Annotated in this window: 15 protein-coding genes; 9 read left to right on the top strand and 6 right to left on the bottom strand. The window is 63.8% G+C overall.

Annotated features, from left to right (window positions below):
* Nucleotides 1-5660: kinesin (locus X750_RS02925; protein WP_023748748.1), on the bottom strand; the 5660-nt coding region annotated here is incomplete at its 3' end.
* Nucleotides 5661-5972: 312 nt separating this feature from the next.
* Between X750_RS02925 and X750_RS137185 the strand changes: the two genes are divergently transcribed.
* The 3 genes from X750_RS137185 to X750_RS137195 all read left to right on the top strand — a co-directional run bounded on the left by X750_RS137185 (nucleotide 5973) and on the right by X750_RS137195 (nucleotide 7923).
* Nucleotides 5973-6311 (top strand): Hpt domain-containing protein, encoded by a 339-nt coding sequence (locus X750_RS137185; protein ID WP_023706163.1) that lies wholly within the window; start codon nucleotides 5973-5975, stop codon nucleotides 6309-6311.
* 155 nt (nucleotides 6312-6466) lie between these two features.
* Nucleotides 6467-6787 carry a 2Fe-2S iron-sulfur cluster-binding protein gene (locus X750_RS137190; protein WP_023748747.1) on the top strand — a complete coding sequence of 107 codons (321 nt, stop codon included), beginning with the start codon at nucleotides 6467-6469 and terminating at the stop codon, nucleotides 6785-6787.
* 104 nt (nucleotides 6788-6891) lie between these two features.
* On the top strand, nucleotides 6892-7923 hold the full coding sequence (locus tag X750_RS137195; RefSeq protein WP_023748746.1) for an NAD(P)/FAD-dependent oxidoreductase: 1032 nt from the start codon (nucleotides 6892-6894) through the stop codon (nucleotides 7921-7923).
* Nucleotides 7924-7943: 20 nt separating this feature from the next.
* Here the strand turns inward: X750_RS137195 and X750_RS137200 are convergent, their stop codons facing one another.
* On the bottom strand, nucleotides 7944-9428 hold the full coding sequence (locus X750_RS137200; protein ID WP_023748745.1) for an MDR family MFS transporter: 1485 nt from the start codon (nucleotides 9426-9428) through the stop codon (nucleotides 7944-7946).
* A 228-nt stretch (nucleotides 9429-9656) separates the two neighbouring features.
* Complete coding sequence (locus tag X750_RS137205; RefSeq protein WP_023728091.1) at nucleotides 9657-10277, bottom strand: DUF922 domain-containing protein; 621 nt, start codon at nucleotides 10275-10277, stop codon at nucleotides 9657-9659.
* A 148-nt stretch (nucleotides 10278-10425) separates the two neighbouring features.
* On the opposite strand from X750_RS137205, the gene folP reads away from it, so the two are divergent.
* The 3 genes from folP to folK are packed head-to-tail and all read left to right on the top strand — an operon-like array spanning nucleotide 10426 to nucleotide 12186.
* Entirely contained in the window at nucleotides 10426-11271 is an 846-nt protein-coding gene (gene folP, locus X750_RS137210; RefSeq protein WP_023748744.1) for a dihydropteroate synthase, read from the top strand.
* A gap of 53 nt (nucleotides 11272-11324) precedes the next feature.
* Nucleotides 11325-11684, top strand: coding sequence for a dihydroneopterin aldolase (folB, locus tag X750_RS137215; protein WP_023673502.1), 360 nt, complete (start codon nucleotides 11325-11327; stop codon nucleotides 11682-11684).
* Complete coding sequence (folK, locus tag X750_RS137220) at nucleotides 11668-12186, top strand: 2-amino-4-hydroxy-6-hydroxymethyldihydropteridine diphosphokinase (protein WP_023685987.1); 519 nt, start codon at nucleotides 11668-11670, stop codon at nucleotides 12184-12186. The genes folB and folK overlap by 17 nt, the downstream gene beginning before the upstream one ends.
* On the opposite strand, the gene X750_RS137225 is transcribed toward folK, so the two are convergent.
* Together X750_RS137225 and X750_RS137230 are read right to left on the bottom strand one after the other, a co-directional pair.
* A complete protein-coding gene (locus X750_RS137225; protein ID WP_031243621.1) occupies nucleotides 12183-12731 on the bottom strand; it encodes a DUF924 family protein in 549 nt (182 codons plus the stop codon). The two genes, folK and X750_RS137225, sit on opposite strands and share 4 nt — an antisense overlap.
* Nucleotides 12731-14578 (bottom strand): monovalent cation:proton antiporter-2 (CPA2) family protein, encoded by a 1848-nt coding sequence (locus tag X750_RS137230; RefSeq protein WP_023748742.1) that lies wholly within the window; start codon nucleotides 14576-14578, stop codon nucleotides 12731-12733. Before X750_RS137230 ends, X750_RS137225 begins: the two co-directional genes overlap by 1 nt.
* A gap of 161 nt (nucleotides 14579-14739) precedes the next feature.
* Between X750_RS137230 and X750_RS137235 the strand changes: the two genes are divergently transcribed.
* From X750_RS137235 to X750_RS137245, 3 genes are all read left to right on the top strand, one after another.
* On the top strand, nucleotides 14740-15729 hold the full coding sequence (locus tag X750_RS137235) for an AraC family transcriptional regulator (RefSeq protein WP_023748741.1): 990 nt from the start codon (nucleotides 14740-14742) through the stop codon (nucleotides 15727-15729).
* A gap of 60 nt (nucleotides 15730-15789) precedes the next feature.
* The gene (locus tag X750_RS137240; protein WP_023688655.1) at nucleotides 15790-16998 is read left to right on the top strand and encodes an MFS transporter; all 1209 of its coding nucleotides are present in this window, start codon (nucleotides 15790-15792) and stop codon (nucleotides 16996-16998) included.
* Between the two features lie 183 nt (nucleotides 16999-17181).
* On the top strand, nucleotides 17182-17448 hold the full coding sequence (locus tag X750_RS137245; protein WP_023688654.1) for a hypothetical protein: 267 nt from the start codon (nucleotides 17182-17184) through the stop codon (nucleotides 17446-17448).
* A 343-nt stretch (nucleotides 17449-17791) separates the two neighbouring features.
* Here the strand turns inward: X750_RS137245 and X750_RS137250 are convergent, their stop codons facing one another.
* Nucleotides 17792-18340: a hypothetical protein gene (locus X750_RS137250; protein WP_023673495.1), complete on the bottom strand. Its 549-nt coding sequence runs from the start codon at nucleotides 18338-18340 to the stop codon at nucleotides 17792-17794.
* Between the last annotated feature and the right edge of the window lie 69 nt (nucleotides 18341-18409).

Below are 18409 nucleotides of genomic sequence, written 5' to 3'. Positions count from 1 at the left end.
GGGCGGCGTACCGGCTCGGCCGGGCGCTGCACTGGCGCCTGAGGCGCCGGGCGCAGGGCGCGCGGTTCGGCATTGTCGCCGCCGCGTCCCGATTTCGCAACGATATCCGAAAGTTCCTTGAGCGCGTTGATCTGTTCGGCAACGGCACGGCGGATCGCCGAGGTCGATTCCTTGGCCTCTTCCGGCATCTCGATGACGCCCTTCTTGAGCTCGGCGCGGGTGAGGTCGAGCTCGCTCTTGATCGAGCTTGCGGTGCGCCGCATCTCCTCGGTCGCATCGGCGAACCGGCTGGTTGCCGAATCGACCACTTCCGTTATGGCGATCCGGATCTTGTCGGCTGATGCCAGCGTCTTGCCTTCGGCATTCTGCATCGTCTGGCCGACAAGGTTTTCGAACGAACGCATCACCTTCTCGAGGTCTTCCGACTTCTTGACCAGGCCGACGGCGAGATCTTCGAGCGACGACTGCCGCTCAAGCGTGTGCTCCAGATTGCTCTGCGCCGAGCTCAACAGATCCGAAGCCGAGGACAGCAAGCGGCTGTGCTCGTCGAACTTGGTGGCGATCGAGGCCACTTCGCGCAGGGTCGACGACGACAATTCGGTAAGCCGCGTCGTGTTCGAATCGACCAGGCGGGCCGAGCTGGCGAAGGTCTGCGCGGCCTTTTCGGTGGTTGCCGCGAAGCTTTGCGTGCTGCCGCTCAGACGTTCGTCAACCTGGCCGAGGTTGATCGCCGCCTGTTCGATCAGCTCACCAAGCTGCGAGCTGGAGACGCTCATGCGGCCGATGAGGTCGGCGACGCTATCGGCGAGCGACGAGCGCGCGCCTTCGACGGCCGACAGCGTTTCGGCGGTGCGGCTGGCGAGCGCGTTGACGAGGGCGGCATTTTCGCTGCGCAGCTTCTCGGTCGCGCGTTCGGTGACCTCTTCCATGCTCTTTTGCAGTTCCGAGCCGCCCTGGGCGAAGCGCTCGACCAGCGGCCGCGCGGTTTCGTCCAGGATCTTCGCCATCTCGGCCGAACGCGCCGCCAGCATCGTGTTGAGCTCGCGGGTATTGGTGCCGATGGTCTTGGCAGCGTCGTTGGTGCTCTGGCCGATGTGCTGGCCGACCGCGGTAAAAGTCTCCGCAATCGTGTTGGCGCGCGAGATCAGCTGAGCTTCTGCGCTGGAAACCTGCTCGTTGAGCTTCTGACCCATCGTCTCCGTCGTATAAAGAAGGCGGTTCTCGACGTTGGCGACCTGTTCCTCGACGCGCGAAGCTGCGGACGCAACGCTCGCGGCCAGTCGCTCATCGGCGCCGGCAAGAGCCTGCTCCATCTCGCGGGCGTGGACGGCAAGTTCCTGGCCGGTCTGGCGTGCGCGTTCGGCAACACGCTGCTCGGTGCTGGCGAAGGCGCCGACGATGTTGTCGGCATGCTCGCCGATCGTCGACGTGGAGTCGGCGATGCGCGACACCAGGCGGTGATCGGCCTCGTCGAAGATGCGGCTGATCTCGGTGGCGCGTGCCGACAGCGCGTCCGAACCCTCGGCAATGCGCGAGATCAGCTGCTGGTCGGCGGCGTCGAAGATGCGGCCAAGGTCGGAGGCGCGGGCGGCGAGCGCTTCGGCGGATTCGCCGATGCGCATGCTCAGCCGCTGGTCGGCGCCCTCGAAGTTACGCAGGATGTCGCCGGCGCGGTCGGCCAGCGACTGCGCCGTCTCGACCGCGCGGGCGACCAGCTTCTGGTCGGCGGCGTCGAACGTGCCGGCGATCTCGCCGGCGCGGGCAGCCAGCCGTCCGGCCGTTTCTTCGGCGCGGGCGAGCAGCGAGTTCGACGTCTCGTCGTGCCGGGCAAGCAGCACGCTCGACGTATCCTCGGTGCGAGCGAGCAAGGCGTTCGTCGTGTCCTCGGCGCGGGCCAGCAAGGCGTTCGTCGTATCCTCTGCGCGCGCAATCAGGGCGCTCGATGTGTCCTCGGCACGTGCGTGCATACGGCGATCCGCGTCCTCGAAGGTCCGGGCGATGTCCTCGGCCCGGGCCAAAAGGGCGGCCGAGGTCTGCTCGGCACGCTCGGCGATCTTGCGGTCCGCGTCACTGAAGGCAGCACCGGCCTGTTCGTGCAGCGCGCTGGTGACTTCCATCACCTTCTCGCGGAGCGCGCCGGCAACGAAGACGGCGCTCTTTTCGAGCACGCTGCGGACATTGTCGACACCCACCGACAACGCGCGCTCCATGGTTCCGGCGCGCTCTTCGATGATGCCGGTCTGCTTGCTGAAGGCCTGCTCGATCTTCTCGACATCGGCAGCGATTGCCGCCGAGATATCGGTGCTTCTGCCGGCAATCTGGTCGATATGGCCCGACAGCGAGCGGTCGACATCCTTACGAATGTCGGCGAGCTTTGCCAGATCGTCTTCCAGCGCCTGGGTCAACATGTTGCGGCCTTCGGCCAGCTTGCCGACATGGCCGGCGATGATGTCGTCAACCTCACCGCGGCTTGCCGACAGCTTCTGCAGGTCGGCTTCCAGCGCACGTTTCAGGATGTCTCGCCCCTCGGCCAGCTTCTCGACCTGGCCTGCGACCAGTCCGTCGATGCTCGACCGGCTCTCGGCCAGCTTGGCGAGGTCGTCCTCGAGAGCCTTCGACAGCGTCGCGCGATCCCGGACGAGCTTGTCGCTGTGACCCTCGATCAGGCTGTTGACATTTTCCAAATCCGCTTCCAGCACCCGTGCGAACTCGCCACGGTTTTCGCTCAGCTTCTGCGACTGGTCGGCAATGGCGCTCCTGATCGCATTGAGATCGGCTTCGAGCGCCCGTGTGAGGATGTCGCGGCCCTCGGCGAGCTTCTCGACCTGTCCGGCGACCAGCCCATCGATGTTGGAGCGGCTCTCCGCCAGCTTGGCGATGTCGTCTTCCAGTGCCTTTGAGAGCGCCGAACGGTCCTGGACGAGCCTGTTTTGATGATCGGCCATGATGCCGCTGACATTGTGCAAATCGTCCTGAAGCGCCTGAGATAGCGTCGAACGATCCTGGACAAGCCGGCTCGAGTGGTCGGTGATCAGGCTGTTCACGTTCTGAAGGTCATCCTTAAGCGCCTGGGATAGCGTCGAACGATCCTGGACAAGCCGGTTCGAGTGGTCGGCGATCAGGCTGTTCACATTTTGCAGGTCGGCCTCCAATGCCTTGGAAAGCTGACCGCGCTCGTCCGCCACCTTGTCGGAATGATCCGCGATGGCACCCTTGATGGTGTTGAGGTCGGCTTCGAGCGCGCGCTTGAGGATATCGCGGCCCTCGGCCAGCTTCTCGACCTGGCCGGCGACCAGCCCGTCGATGCTCGACCGGCTCTCGGCGAGCTTGGCGAGGTCGGCCTCGAGCGTCTGTGACAACAGGCCACGATCGTCGGCAAGCCGGCTCGAATGGTCGGAGAGCAGGCCCCTGATGCCGGATAGGTCGTTCTCCAGCGCCTTGCTGAGTTCGGTGCGGTCCTCGGCCAGTTTCGCCGAGTGGTTCTCGATCACGCCCTTGATGCCGATAATGTCGTTTTCGAGCGCCTTGGTCAGGATGGCGCGGCCTTCGGCGATCTTTTCAACCTGGCCGGCGACCAGCCCGTCAATCGAGGCGCGGCTGTCGGCGAGCTTGCCGAGATCGGCTTCCAGGGCGCGCGACAGAATGTTGCGGCCTTCGGCCAGTTTACCGACATGTCCGGCGACCATTTCGTCAATGATCGTACGGGCTTGCACAAGTTTTCCGGAGTCTTCATGCAAAGCCTGGTTGAGCCGGTTGCGGCCTTCTTCAAGCCGCTCGAGATGGCTGCCCAGCGACGCGTCGATGGCGGCGCGCGACTCGTTGACCTTGCGCAGATCCTCTTCCAGGGCGCGCGAGATCAGGTTGCGGCCTTCGGCCAGCTTCTGCACCTGGTTGGTTACGGCCGCATCGATGCCGGCACGGCCCTCGGCGAACTTCGCCAGGTCCGCCTGCATGGCAGCCGCCATGCGTTCGCGGCTTTCGGACAGCTTGCGGCTGTGGTTTTCGACGGCGTCCTCGATGCCGACGCGGGCATCGGCAAGACGCTGGATGTCGGTGTCGAAGGAGCGCGACACGACATGGCGGGCGGCTTCCATGCGGCCGGCGAAATCGCTGGCGCGGGCTTCGAGCATCGACGAGGTCGACGAGACGATGTCGGCCATGTCGGCGCCGATCTGGGTCTTGCCCTGATCGATCATCGCCGACAAATGATCCTTGCTCTCGGCAAAGGTGTGGGCGATCTCGCGGGCGCGCTCGACCAGCGTTTCGTTGATCTGGCGGGCGCGCGCCTCGAGCGCGGCGTTGAGCTTCTGCGTGCCGGTATCGAGTGCTTCGGCGCGGGTCTGGAATTCGCTGATCAGCGCCTGGCCGCGCTCGGCCAGCGTCCGCTCGATGCCGTTCAGGCTGGACTCGAATTCCGAGCTCAGGGTGCGGGCGGCGCCGCCGAGCAGCGACACCATACCGGTGGTGCGGTCGTCGAGCAGGTCGGTCAGCGACCGGGTCAGGCCGTCTGTGGTGTCCGTCAGCTTGGCGATGCGGGTGTCGAGCAGCGAAGCAAAGGCTTCGCCCGATGTCGACAGCCGGTCGGTGATCGAATCCAGCCGGGTTTCGACGGAATCGAAGATCGACATCGAGCTTTCATTGATGCGGTCGATCAGCGTGTCGCCGGAATTGGTGATCGTCATCGACAGCTTGGTCGACGCGTTGAGGATAGAGTCGCGAATAATGTCGGAGGCGGCGCCGATCTCGTCCTTCAGCGTTTCATGCGCGCCGGTTATCGAGGCGCGCACGCGCTCGGCATGAGTGACGACGGCTTCGCGCTCGCTGCCCAGCCCGTCGACCAGCGACCGGATGCGCGATTCATTCTCCGAATAGGAGCGTTCGATCTGGTTGACCTCGCTGTGGACCAGCGTTTCGAGCTCGACGGCGCGCGCCAGCGTGCGCTCGATGCCTTCGCCCATCGCCGCCACTTCACGGCGAACGGCCTGGCCGATCATCATCACGCGATCCTGGGCGAGGTTTTCCGGCTCCGCCAGACGGAAAGCCACTTCCGTCATCGACTGGGCGGCAATGCGCATTTCCTGCGCGCGGCGGATCATCGCCGCGAACGCCCAAAACAGGACGACCGGTATGATTGCCGCGATCGCCAGGCCGATCAGTTCAGGGCGGGCCAGGATTTGATCGAAAGTACGAATTTTCCAGATGCTGGGGCCAAACAGCAGATTGGCGAGGCCGCCGGCGCCGGCGATCCAGGCCAGCGACACGAACGCCACGACCCAATAGATCGTGCTCGACGCGCGCCGGTTGAGGCTGTGCAGCAGCGTCTTGTAATCTTTTTGGCGGTCATCGTTTGCCGGCTTGAAGCCGGCTGGCTGGGCGCTGTTGCGCGATTCGACCGGGCGCAGCTCGGCGGGCTTGGCTGCCGGCTTCGCACTCTGGTTTTGTTGGATGGGCGCGTTTTGAGCGGGGGCGGGCTTCTGGGGGCGGCCTTCGCGCGCCAGTTCGTCCGCGGCCTGCGATATCTGCGCTTCCAGATCTTCCATCGACGCCGCGATATCGAGATCGCCGCTGCCGTCTCCGCTGAGATCGAGGTCTAGCGCCTTTTCGAGTTCCCTGGCTACGTCGCTGTCGAGAGTTCTGGTCGTCGTTGGTTTCTTCGCCATGCCTTCGCTACCCTGTACTAGCTGCCGAGGGACTTCTTATTTTTGCCTGATTCTGGCTCGTCTTATCCCACGCAGGAGGCTGAAAATGGACCTTCGTATCGTAATGACACACAGGGGTAAAGAAAACATGCATTCCGCGAGATACGTAAAACTTTAAATATAAGGTTAACGACAACGTGATCTAACCGCCTCAGCGGCAACAATTTTCCAGCCCAGTCATTAACGCGTTGGCGACGGAAATCGCCTAGTTTTTCGGCGATCGGCACAAGGAGTTTCAAATTGGTACGCGGTGAAAGCGGCATTGCCTTCTCAATGCCGGGCGGCGATGCGTCGGGACCGGCCCGTTCGCGCCCAGTGGATCTGGCCCATCTGGCCCGTCAGACAATGGGCGATCGCGCCCTCGAACAGGAGGTATTGGCACTGTTCGTACAGCAGGCGCTTTCCGTCCGCGACAGAATTGTCGATGCCGACGTCAGGGAGCGACTGCTTCTGGCGCATGGGCTGAAAGGTTCGGCGCGCGGGGTCGGCGCCTTTGCCATCGCCGACTGCGCCACCTCGATCGAACAGCAGCCGGAAGATGCGCGCATCCTCAAGCGCCTCGGCGCCCTGATCGAGGAAGTGCGCGATTTCATCGCCGCCATCAGCCGGTAATGGCTGCCGCTCGGCAGCGGCCACCGGGATGAATCGACGGGGCCAGGGCGTGCTTTGGCCGCTTTCCGAAAAACGTCACAAAGCGGCGCTTTCGCGCGGCAGTTGACTTGTCCGGCGGAGTGATTATCTCGGCTGGGACTCCCTTCAGGTGACAAATGACCAAGCTGACCTTCATTGCCCATGACGGCACTCCTTTCGATGTCGAGGCCGAAAACGGCTCGACCGTCATGGAGAATGCGATCCGCAACGCGGTGCCGGGCATCGAGGCAGAATGCGGCGGCGCCTGCGCCTGCGCGACCTGCCATGTCTATGTCGACGAAGCCTGGACGGCCGAGGTCGGCGAGCCGGAGGCGATGGAAGAGGACATGCTGGACTTCGCCTATGACGTCCAGCCGAACTCGCGCCTGTCCTGCCAGATCAAGGTGCGCGACGCGCTTGACGGCCTCCTCGTGCGCGTGCCGGCTCGCCAGGGTTGATCTCCCGTAGCATCTGATTTTTCCCGCCGCCGCTTGGCAGCGGGCCAATGCTCATGCAGTCTCGCGCCAGTTTCGGCCCAGTTTGACAATGAGGCTCGCCTGGCATGACCGATATAATCAAGACGGACGCACTCATTGTCGGGGCGGGGCCGGTCGGCCTGTTCGCCGTGTTCGAACTCGGCCTCTTCGACATGAAGTGCCATCTGATCGATATCCTCGACCGGCCCGGCGGCCAATGCGCCGAACTCTATCCGGAAAAGCCGATCTACGACATTCCAGGCTGGCCCTCGATCTCGGCGCAAGGGCTGGTCGACAAACTGCTCGAGCAAATTCAACCGTTCAAGCCGGATTTTACCTTCAACCGCATGGTCTCCAGCCTGGAAAAGCTGGACGACGGCTCATTTCGGGTCACCACCGACGAGAACGAGGTGTTCGAAGCCAAGGTGGTGGTGATCGCCGCCGGTGGCGGCTCGTTCCAGCCCAAGCGGCCGCCCATTCCCGGCATCGAGGCCTATGAGGGCAGGAGCGTCTTCTATTCGGTGCGCCGTATGGAGGAATTCCGCGGCCACGACCTCGTCATCGTCGGTGGCGGCGATTCCGCACTCGACTGGACGCTGAACCTGCAGCCGGTGGCAAAAAGCGTGACACTGGTCCACCGGCGCGCGGAATTCAGGGCGGCGCCCGACAGCGTCAACAAGATGTATGCCATGCAGGAGATGAAGCAGCTGGAGTTCCGGGTCGGCCAGGTGAGCGGCCTGACCGGCGCCGACGGCGAGCTGGCCTCTGCTACCATCAAGGGCGGGCCTGACGGCGACATCGAGGTGCCGTGCACGCGCATGCTGCCGTTCTTCGGCCTGACCATGAAGCTCGGCCCGATCGCCGAATGGGGGCTCAACCTTCATGAGAACCTCATTCCGGTCGATACCGAGAAATTCCAGACTTCGGTGCCAGGCATCTTTGCCGTCGGCGACATCAACTGGTACCCAGGCAAGCTGAAGCTGATCCTGTCGGGTTTTCACGAGGTGGCGCTGATGGCGCAGGCCGCCAAGCGCATCATCAGCCCCGGTGAGCGCATCGTCTTCCAGTACACGACGTCGTCGACCAGCCTGCAGAAGAAGCTCGGCGTCGTGGAGTAGGTCCTACAGGGCTTTCCGGATCACTCCACCAGAACGACTGGCGCCTCGGCGTCGTCGCGGCCGCGCAGTGACTTCTCCGGCATCAGCGCCAGCGTCATCAGCGCCAGCACGAGCGTGACGGCCGCGGCAAGGAAGATCATCATGAAGGGCGTCGCCGAGACGATCTGTCCGGCAGCCGGCGCGCCTTCGCCGGCAAGCGGCAGGCCATAGCCGAGCGCGACGGCGCCGAGCATGGCGACGCCGAGCGCGCTGCCCAGCGAACGCAGGAAGGTCAGCGCGCCGGTGGCAACGCCGAGATGCGCGCGGTCGACGGCGTTCTGCACCGATACGGTGGCGACCGGGAAAGTGGTGCCGCTTCCAAGGCCGATGCAGATGGTCAAGAGCTCGACCACCAGCAGCGAGGCGCGGCCGGCGACCAGGCTGAGCACGCCAAGGCAGATAATGGCGAAGAGAACGCCGACCATGGCTATACGCTTGTAGTGGAAGAAGCGCGGTATCGTGCGGCCGCTGAAGGTCGCGCCGGCGACCGTTCCGAGCAGCAGGCCGAGCATGGCAAGGCCCGACTGGCTGACCGACAGGCCGATGATCGACTGCAGATAGACCGGCAGGTACACCGACAGGCCGATATTGGCGGCCTGCAGCAGGAACATCGACGCCGTGCCGGCAAGCACGATCGGATTGCTCAGCACTTCAAGCGAAATCAGCGGCTCGGCCGCACGCATCAGCCTGAGGGCGAACGCACCCCAGAAGACCGCCGAACAGGCGAGCAGGCCGACGATCTCGCGCGAGGCCCATGGATAGGCGCTGCCGCCCCAGTTGAGGGCCAAAAGCAGCAATGCCGTCGCCACCACCAGAAGCAGCGCGCCCGGCGCGTCGATGCGATGCCGCTTTGCGGCGACCGGCAGTTTGCGCAGCGGCTTGTTGATGATGGCCATGGCCAAGATGCCGAGCGGGATATTGATCCAGAAGATCAGCGACCAATGCAGATGTTCGGCAAATCCGCCGCCGAGCAAAGGCCCGGCGATGCTGGCGACCGCCCAGGTGCCCGAAATCCAGGCGGCATAACGCGCGCGTTCGCGCGGCGGCACCAGGTCGCCGATGACGATCTGCGCCAGGGCGAACAGGCCGCCGCCGCCCGCACCCTGGATCGCCCGGCCGACAACCAACACGAACATGTTGGGGGCCATGGCGCTGACCAGCGATCCCAGAAGGAAGATCAGGATCGCCGCATAGACGGTCGGCCGGCGGCCATAGACGTCGGAAATCTTGCCGTAGAGCGGCGCCATGGCCGTCGCCGTCAGGAGATAGCCGGTCACGATCCACGGCAGGTAGTCGGCATGGCCGAGCGAACGGCCGATGGTCGGCATGGCCGGCGCGACGATTGTTTGGTCGAGCGCTGCCAGCAGCATCGACAGCAGGATGCCGGCGATGATGACGTTCTTCTCGCTTTCCGTCAGCGGTGCGGCGGGAGGCAGCCTAGCCGGCTTGTCGACAGCTTGGTCCATATCAGTTCATCCATAAAGTTTGAGACCGATTGCGCGGCGCCAAATGGCCGCTCCGCTACGCGCCGCCTCAATTGGTCTTGATCTGGTGTTTCGAAGCTCGCGCCTTGCCAGCCTGACATATCTTGCGAGCCTGACATATGTCGTCCCGTATAGGCCGATTTCGACCTATACCCGAAAATTTCTGGGGCCTCATGTTTCGACAGAATTGGCTTGGTATCGGTCCGTGTTTCAGCCGGGCGGAAGCTGGCCGTTCTCGACGCGCTGCATGCGGTAGCGCAGCAGCCGCAGGATGCGGCTTTCGAAATTCACGCCTTCCACGCGGTCGAAGCGCAATTGGTCCTGGTCATGCCTGGCGAGTTCGGCCGCGGTGATCTGCGCCGCCTTCGCCTTGGCCCCGGCGCAGGTCTTTTGCGCAAAGCTCGCGTTCAGCGCGTCTTCGAGCAGACGGCCGTGGTTCTTGGCGATCTCGACATGACGCTCCTCATGGCGCTTGATGTCGGCCGACAGGGTGTCCCAGAACAGTCTGACATCGGGATCGGCCTTGCGCGGCCTGCGCCACTCCGGAAGGATGACCTTGACCTTGACGGTAACGGCGGCCTTGGCGATGCGGCAGGTGTCTGCGGTTTGCGCGTAGCTGATGCGGGTGGTGAACGCCATCTGGGTGGCGCCTGGATGCCGCATCCCGGTGCTTTTCACCTCGGGTCCATGCTTCGACAATTGCGTCTCGATGTCATCGAGCGTGCTGCCGCCGATGGCAAAATAGCTGTAAGTCTTCACCAGATTGGCAGCATTCGCCGGCAGGACGGTCAAAGCCAGCATCAGGGCGCAGAGCAGGGGTCGTTTCATCATGTTGCCTCTTCACGCACCTTGCTTTACGGCCGTTGCCGGCGCAACGGAATTGATCTTCCACCGATCACGCATCGTTGATGGATTGCAAGCGCTCGATGAGCCACATGCCAATGAGCCACATGCCAATGAGACACATGGTTGAAGGACAATGACGACAAGGCGATGGCAACTGGCGCATAAGTGCCATCTCGACCTTGGCGAGAAAGCCATTGTGGTCGGCATTCTCAACGTCACGCCCGACAGTTTTTCGGATGGCGGACTGTTCATCACGCCTGACCAGGCGGTGGCGCAGGCGCACCGTATGGCGCAAGAGGGCGCCGCCGTCGTCGATATCGGCGGGGAATCGACGCGCCCCGGCGCCTCGCCCGTGACGCCTGAAGAAGAGCAGACCCGCATCCTGCCGGTGATCGCAGCACTTGCCAGTTCAGGCGAAGCCCTGATTTCGGTCGACACCTATCGCGAGGAAACCGCGCGCTTGGCCGTCGCCGCCGGCGCGCATATCGTCAACGATGTCTGGGGCTTGCAGCGTGAACCCGGCATCGCCCGCGTCGCCGCTGAAACCGGCGCCGGACTGGTCATCATGCATACCGGGCGCGAGCGGCAAAAACTGCCCGACGTCATCGCCGACCAGTTTTTGTTCCTCAAGGCTTCGCTGGAAATCGCCAGGCGCAGCGGCGTTGCGGACGATCATATCGTACTCGATGCCGGCTTCGGCTTCGCCAAGGAGACGGCTGAGGAAAACCTCGACCTGATGGCGCGGTTTTCCGAGCTTAAGGAGCTCGGTTTTCCCTTGATGGCCGGCACCTCCAGAAAACGCTTCATCGGCACCGTCACCGACCGCAAAGCCGGCGCGCGCGCCGCCGGGACGGCAGCCACCAGTGTCATTCTGAGGCTGAAGGGCGCCGATCTGTTTCGCGTCCACGATGTCGCAATCAACGTGGACGCACTGGCGGTCGCCGATGCTATGCTGGCGCGCGAAAAGCCAGGACGCTGAGCCCAGGACACCAAGAAATGCCAGGACACTAAGAAATGCCAGGACACTAAGAAATGTACGTCATCCGCATGAAGAACTGCGCCTTCTTTGCCCGGCACGGCGTGCTGGATGAGGAAGAAGCGCTTGGCCAGCGTTTTTATGTCGATGCCGAGTTGACGGTCGAGCCCAGCCGCCCGCTGGAGGATGATTCCATCGAGGACACCGTCAATTACGGCATCGCCTTCACGGTGATTGAAAAGATCGTCACTGGACATCGCCGTTTCCTGATCGAGGCGCTGGCGCTCGAAGTAGCGAAGGCGCTGACTTCACGGTTTCCGCAGATCAGGAAGGCCGAGATCACCGTGCGCAAGCCCAACGCACCGGTGCCCGGCGTGCTCGATTATGTCGAGGTGACCGTTGTCTGGCCAGAGTAACAATAACACGGTCTATCTCAGCCTTGGCGGCAATCTCGGCGATCCCTCGGCCTCGATGGCGGCGGCGCTGCGCCTGCTCGACGCCGACGAGAGCACGCGCGTCGTCGCCGTCTCCTCACTTTACCGCACGCCGCCCTGGGGCAAGCTCGACCAGCCGGATTTCCTCAACGCCGCTGCCGAAATCTCGACCTCGCTGGCGCCAAGGGCGCTGCTCGACCTCTGCCTCGAGGCCGAGCGCAAGCTGAAGCGGGTGCGCGAGGAGCGCTGGGGTCCGCGCCTGATCGACATCGACATATTGGTGTTCGGCGACCGCACAATCCACGAAACCGGGCTGGAGGTGCCGCATCCCCGAATGGTGGAGCGCGCCTTCGTGCTGGCGCCCTTGGCAGAGATCGCGCCGGATCTGGCGGTGGGCGGCAGGAGCGTGACCGAGCGGCTCAGCGCCGTCGATACGTCAGGCATAGAGCGGCTGGCTTCCGGCCGCGATTGGTGGCTGGGTTAACCGGAGAAGCCGCCGCCATCGAGAAATGCCTGTTCGTCCGCCGTCGTCTCGCGGCCAAGCATCTTGTTCCTGTGCGGAAAGCGGCCGAAGCGCTGGATGATGTCGCGGTGCTCGATGGCGTATTTCACATACTCCGGCGCCCTGGCGGTGGTGAGCTCGACCGATCTGTCCTGGTCGGCGGGCAGTTCCGAATGTTCGTAGGGCAGGTACAGGAAGACGCGCAGGTTTTCTTCCAGCGAAAGGTCATGGCCGGCGGCGATTGCCTTGGCGGCAAAATGCCTTGCCAGCGGATCGGTGGCGTACATATGGCCCGAGCCGCGAAAGCAGTTGCGCGGAAACTGGTCGAGCAGGATCATCAGCGCCAGCGAACCCTCGGCATGCTCCGACCATGCGTCGCACTCGCGCCGCGCGGCGGCAAAGTGCAGGTCGAGAAACCTGCTGCGGAAATCCGCGTCGAAGGCGTCGTTCTTCTCGAACCACGCGTCTTCGCCGGCCTCGCGCCAGAATTTTGTGACGGCGAGCGCGCGCTCATCCAATGCGGTCATCAGCTTTCCCCCTGATCGGCGGGCTCCGGCTTGTGCAGCACGCCGGCCGTCTCTTCGTTCAGCGCCTGGCCGGGCCGGCGCGGTTGCGTCAGCGGCGTCGGGATCGGCGTGCCGGTATTGCCCCTGAGGAAACGTTGCCCGGCGCGGACGCCTTCGGCCAGCTGCGTCTCCAGTCGGGCATTGTCGCGCCGTCGCACATCCTCGATGACATCGGCGACATCTTCCGGCTCGACGCCCAAAACCTCGAGCGCGGAACCGCCGAAGACGAGGGCCGATTCGAAGGTCTCGCGCAGTTGGAAGTCGACGCCGGCGCGGATGAGCGAGAGCGCGGTGCCGCGATCGTACGCGCGTGCCAGGACGGTCAGCAGCGGGAACTCCGCCTTGATCAGTTCCGCCATGCGCACCGCGGCGTCCGGCTTGTCGACGCAGATCAGCACGGCGCGCGCGCGGCCTGCACCTGCGGCGCGCAGAATGTCGAGCCGCGTGCCGTCGCCATAATAGACCTTGAAGCCGAAATCGGCGGCCGCCTGTATCATTTCGACATCATTGTCGATGATCGACACATCGATGCCGCGCAACAAAAGCGGCTGGCTGGCGATCTGGCCGAAACGGCCGAAGCCGATGACCAGCACGCTGCCGGTAAGGCCGTCGGCAATGTCGACGCCTTCAAGCGACTGCTCGTCGCGCGGCGTCACATTTTTGAGCGCAATGATGGCCAGCGGCGTCAGAACCATGGAGATGATGATGATCGCGGTCAGCGTTGCGTTGGCCCGGCTGTCGATGATGCCAACCGCCGCTGCGGCCGAATAGAGGACGAAGGCGAATTCGCCGCCTTGCGCCATGATCACGGCGCGTTCCAGCGCTTCACGATGACCGCTCTTCAGCAAGCGGGCGACGAGGTAGATGCCGAGCGCATTCATCGCCATGTAGGCGACGACATAGACGGCGATCAGCCGCCAGTTGTCGGCCACCACATGCAGGTCGAGCGACATGCCGACGGCGAGGAAGAAAAGGCCAAGCAGGATGCCGCGGAATGGCTCGACGTCGGCCTCCAACTGGTGGCGGAAGGTCGATTCCGACAACAGCACGCCGGCGAGGAAGGCGCCCATCGCCATCGAGAGGCCGGAAAGCTGCATAACCAGCGCCGACCCCAGCACGACCAGAAGGGCTGCCGCCGTCATGACTTCGCGCGCCTTGGCGTCGGCCAGGATGCGGAAGAACGGGTTGAGCAGATAGCGGCCGGCCACCACCAGCCCGACGATGGCGCCAAGACCGATGCCGATTTCGGTCAGCCGTTGCTGCAGGGTCATCTCGCTGCCGCCCGGCGCCAGGAAAGCGACCAGCGCCAGAAGCGGCACGATTGCCAGATCCTCGAGCAGCAGGATGGACACGATGCGCTGGCCCTTGGGGCTGGCCATCTCGCCACGCTCTTCCAGAAGCTGCATGACGATAGCCGTCGAGGTCAGGACGAAACCGGCGCCGGCAACGAAGGATTGCGCGATCGGAAAGCCGCCGGCGAGACCAACGCCGGTAAGCAGCAATGCGCAGACGCCGACCTGCAGCGCGCCGAGGCCGAAAATCTCGCGGCGCAGGCCCCATAGCCGCGACGGCTGCATCTCCAGCCCGATGATGAACAGGAACATGACCACGCCGAGTTCGGCGACATGCAGGATGGCTTCCGATTCGGAAAAAATGCCAATACCGAACGGGCCGATGACCACGCCTGCGGCGAGATAGCCGAGGATCGAGCCCAGCCCCATGCGTTTGAAGATCGGAACGGCGACGACTCCTGCGGCAAGCAGCGCCACCACCTGAATGAGATCGCTGCCCGATGCTTCCGCTGCCATGCCTCTGGTCCCTGTGTCTGACAGCACTCCTTGCATGCACCGGGAGCGGGAGGCAAGGGTCGGGAAGCCTGCCAGGATGGGTAGGGTGCCGCGGCAGCGATTCCCCGGTGGAACAACAGTCTGCGCTTGCCTGTCGGACGGCCGGTATCTATATCTGACAAATGCCTGATTATTCGTCCCGGCCGTCGCCGCTGCCACATATCCCGATGGATGCGCTCAGCGAAGTTCTGCAAGACTTTCGCTTGAGTGGCGTCAACTATGGCCGCTGCGAACTCCGGCACCCATGGAGCATAGACTTTCCGCAACAACAACTGCTTCGTTTTCACTTTGTCGGCCAGGGTCCATGCTGGATTCACACCGAAGCGCAAGGCTGGCAGGAGTTGCGCGATGGCGATCTGGTGCTGCTGCCGCAAGGCATCGCCCATCGGCTGGCGAGTGCGCCGGACGTGGTGGGCGACTCGCTCGAGGGCTGCCAGGTGATCAAGTTGGGCGGCAACGTTTGCGAAGTGATACGGCAGGGAACGGGCGCGACAAGCACCCTTTTCTGCGGCTCCATGTCTCTCGGCTCCTATGCGCTCAATCCGTTGATCACGTTGATGCCGCCTCTCATCAAGGGTTGCGACGTGGCCGGCAATGACCCGATGGTCGGCCCTTTGCTGGCGGCCATGACGGTGGAGGCCGCGCAACCGCAGATGGGCAGCGCCACCATCCTGTCGCGTATGGCGGATTTGCTGACAGCCAGGCTCATCCGGTGCTGGGTCAATTGCAACGTGGCCTCGACCGTCGGTTGGCTTGCAGCCATCCGCGACCCCCATATAGGGCGCGCTCTGGCGGCCATGCATCGCGACCCCGGCCACAACTGGACGCTGGGAAGCCTGGCCGGCGTGGCAGGCCAATCGCGTTCGATTTTCGCCGAGCGCTTCAGCGCGGTATTGGGGGAGGGCGCCGCACATTATCTCGCCCGCCTGCGCATGCAGCTTGCCCGCGAATTGCTGGGCCAAAACGGCTTGTCTGTTGCCGAAGTCGCTACCCGTTTGGGCTATGATTCCGAGGCGTCCTTCGCCCGCGCGTTCAAGCGCATCACCAATGTCTCGCCAGGCGTTGTGCGCCGCACAATTCCCGGACGAATGGATATGAATTTCGGATTTTAAGGTACATAACATCCGGGCGGACTCGCCTATCTAAGATCTCCAAACTGTGGAGATCTTTCCGTGACTGACACAACATTACAGCTTGAAGACGCCGCCATTGGCCTTGACGCCGATGCACCAGCCGCGTGGAGCGCGGCCACCTGGTTCGCGGTCCTTTCATTGGCGGCCACCAGCTTTGCCCTGGTGTCTGCCGAATTCTTGCCGGCAGGTCTGTTGACGCCGATGGCGCGCGATCTCGGCATCAGCGAGGGCACGGCCGGACAGGTCGTCACCGCCACCGCCTCCGTTGGCGCCGTGACGGCCATGTTGAGCAATGTTCTCATCGGCCGATTGAACCGCAAGGCGGTGCTGGTTGGCCTCATGGCCCTGGCGGTCGGTTCCAATATTCTTGCGGCGCTGGCGCCCAATTTCTGGCTGCTGTTGCTGGGCAGGGCCGGGTTGGGGATCGCTCTTAGCGCTTTCTGGGCACTTTCCGTTGCCGTCGTGGCGCGGCTGGTTGGCGCCAATGCGACAGGTCGCGGCATGGCGATCGTGACCCTCGGCGTCTCGCTCGCCACCATTGCCGCGCCGTCGATGGGTGCGTTGATCAGTGACTGGCTGGGATGGCGCAGCGCCATGGCCATGACGGCGGGGCTGGCCGCGCTTGCCATGCTGCTGCAGCTTCTCAGCCTGCCGACCTTGCCTGCGGCGGCAAGCAACAGCCTTGCAGACGTCTTTCGGCTGACACGGCGGCGTGGCATCCAACTCGGCATGCTTGCCATTGTTCTGCTGATGACCGGGCATTTTGCCGGCTCGGTCTATGTGCGCCCGTTCCTCGAACAGGTGACGCTCCTCACAACCGGGCCGATTGCCCTGGCGCTGCTCGGGTTCGGCATCGCCGCTGTGATCGGCAATATTGCCGGTGGCCGCCTGGCCGACACCAACATCCACATGGCCCTCGCAGTTACCGCCGCGTTGATGGCGTTTGCGGCACTCGCTTTGGTGCTTTGGGGCGCGCAAACCGGCGTTGCCTTCGGCTTTGTTACGCTGTGGGGCTTCGCCTTCGGCATGGCGCCGGTGGTGCTGCCGACCAATATGTCCCGCGCGGCGCCTGATGCGCTGGAAGCAGCAGGCAGCCTGATGGTCACTTCCTTCCAGGTTGCCATCACCGTCGGCGCGGTTGTCGGCGGTTATGTCGTGGACACCTATGGCGCTACGGGGCCTTTGACCCTTACCGCCGTCCTTGCCGCGGCGACGGCCGCACTGGCGCTGCTGCAGCCTCGTGGCTGAAACCTTGCTTCGTCTGACACGGGCGGCCTCAATCAGGCCGTCCGCGCCGTTGCAGCAGCGCTGCACAGGTTTATGCGCCGCACACGTTGCGTTTTGCCGCAATCGGCGGCTATGGGACGCCAGGCTTCGGCCGTTGGAAGGCAGCGACGATCAAGTTCTGCCTTCGTGAGGAGAATGACTGACATGAAGAAGTTTTTGCTCGTCGGCGTGGGTGTCGCCATGCTTGCCGCATCGGCCTGTTCGAAGGCGCCTGAATGCACGCAGGAGATTGCCGCCAAGAAGGCGCAGGAGATGACCGCCGCGCTGCAGGAGGCGATCACCAAGGATCCGTCCAAGGCCGCCGACCTGACCGCCAAGGTGCAGGCTGTGACGACCAAATATCAGGGCGCCACCACGCCGGCCGACGCCTGCAAGGCCTATGACGAGCTGACGGCCGCCATCAAGGGCTGATTCTTCGTTCGGAAATTGAGAAAGGCGGTGGCTCGAGTAGCCGCCGCCTTTTTTGCTGGCGTTCTTAAAGCGGATCGCGCTGACACGAAGGACGGCCGGCACGCACAGGACCCTGACACGTTGGCCTTGCTGTGGCTTGGGCCGTCGGAGACGCTGACATCGTCGGTTGCGCGCCACATGTCCGATCGCGGCAGAAAGGTGCCGCACCGAGCGGCCCGTGCTTGAGGAGCGCCAACCCGGCCGCAAGGTGGCCTGTCATTTCCCGACATCGAGCTGAGCGGAACAGCTCAGCTATCGCGCAGTGCAACCCCGTTCCGCGCTTTTTGGGGGAACCGCTTGAGAGTCAGTTTTTGGCGATGGAGCCAACTTCGACGGCATCGACGCGCTTGAGGCTCATGCCGATGACCGGCACCAGCTGCTGGTCGACGCGCACGGCGATGGTCACCGTCATCGAATTGTCGTCGGGAATGCGGGCCTGCATGACGCCGCGCAGCTGGTTGCGGTTGATGGTGAAGACGACTTTGCGGGCATCGACCACGTTGCCGCCGATGATGTCCAGGCCCGACCCCGCGGCGCCGCCCATGAAATTGCCCTTGTAGTCGCGGCCCTTGCGCTCGACGGTCGCCGACATTTTCTGGGTGAAGACACCGACGCGGCAGTCGCCATCGAGCGTCATGCCGGTCTTGTTGTCCGGCGTCGAGCCGTCGAAGCTGCAGGTGAACTTCGTGCCCTTGTATTTGCCGGCGATGATTTCGCCCGGGCCGACCCATTTGCCTTCGACGGTGCGGAAGAACTGTTTGTCGGGCTCGGCTGCAAAGGCTTTCCCGGTCGGGCCCAGAGGTGCTGCAAGCGCGACCAGGGGCAGGACGCAGGACAAGATTACGCTTTTCATAGACGACACCCGGCAACAAGGAGGCTGTTGTTGGACGACCATGAACAAGATTGGTTAATGCTTGGTGAC

The sequence above is a fragment of the Mesorhizobium sp. LNJC391B00 genome (genome assembly GCF_000502535.1).
In the GTDB taxonomy this organism is placed as follows: domain Bacteria; phylum Pseudomonadota; class Alphaproteobacteria; order Rhizobiales; family Rhizobiaceae; genus Mesorhizobium.
This window is presented reverse-complemented; position numbering and strand designations above follow the sequence as displayed.

Excerpts from the sequence above, each read along its gene's own strand:
- X750_RS137230 (WP_023748742.1), bottom strand. The coding sequence starts at position 14,578 with ATGGCAGCGGAAGCATCGGGCAGCGATCTCATTCAGGTGGTGGCGCTG.
- X750_RS137185 (WP_023706163.1), top strand. The coding sequence starts at position 5,973 with ATGCCGGGCGGCGATGCGTCGGGACCGGCCCGTTCGCGCCCAGTGGAT.
- folB (WP_023673502.1), top strand. The coding sequence starts at position 11,325 with ATGTACGTCATCCGCATGAAGAACTGCGCCTTCTTTGCCCGGCACGGC.
- X750_RS137195 (WP_023748746.1), top strand. The coding sequence starts at position 6,892 with ATGACCGATATAATCAAGACGGACGCACTCATTGTCGGGGCGGGGCCG.
- X750_RS137200 (WP_023748745.1), bottom strand. The coding sequence starts at position 9,428 with ATGGACCAAGCTGTCGACAAGCCGGCTAGGCTGCCTCCCGCCGCACCG.
- X750_RS137250 (WP_023673495.1), bottom strand. The coding sequence starts at position 18,340 with ATGAAAAGCGTAATCTTGTCCTGCGTCCTGCCCCTGGTCGCGCTTGCA.
- X750_RS137245 (WP_023688654.1), top strand. The coding sequence starts at position 17,182 with ATGAAGAAGTTTTTGCTCGTCGGCGTGGGTGTCGCCATGCTTGCCGCA.
- folP (WP_023748744.1), top strand. The coding sequence starts at position 10,426 with ATGACGACAAGGCGATGGCAACTGGCGCATAAGTGCCATCTCGACCTT.
- X750_RS137235 (WP_023748741.1), top strand. The coding sequence starts at position 14,740 with ATGCCTGATTATTCGTCCCGGCCGTCGCCGCTGCCACATATCCCGATG.
- X750_RS137190 (WP_023748747.1), top strand. The coding sequence starts at position 6,467 with ATGACCAAGCTGACCTTCATTGCCCATGACGGCACTCCTTTCGATGTC.
- X750_RS137205 (WP_023728091.1), bottom strand. The coding sequence starts at position 10,277 with ATGATGAAACGACCCCTGCTCTGCGCCCTGATGCTGGCTTTGACCGTC.
- X750_RS137225 (WP_031243621.1), bottom strand. The coding sequence starts at position 12,731 with ATGACCGCATTGGATGAGCGCGCGCTCGCCGTCACAAAATTCTGGCGC.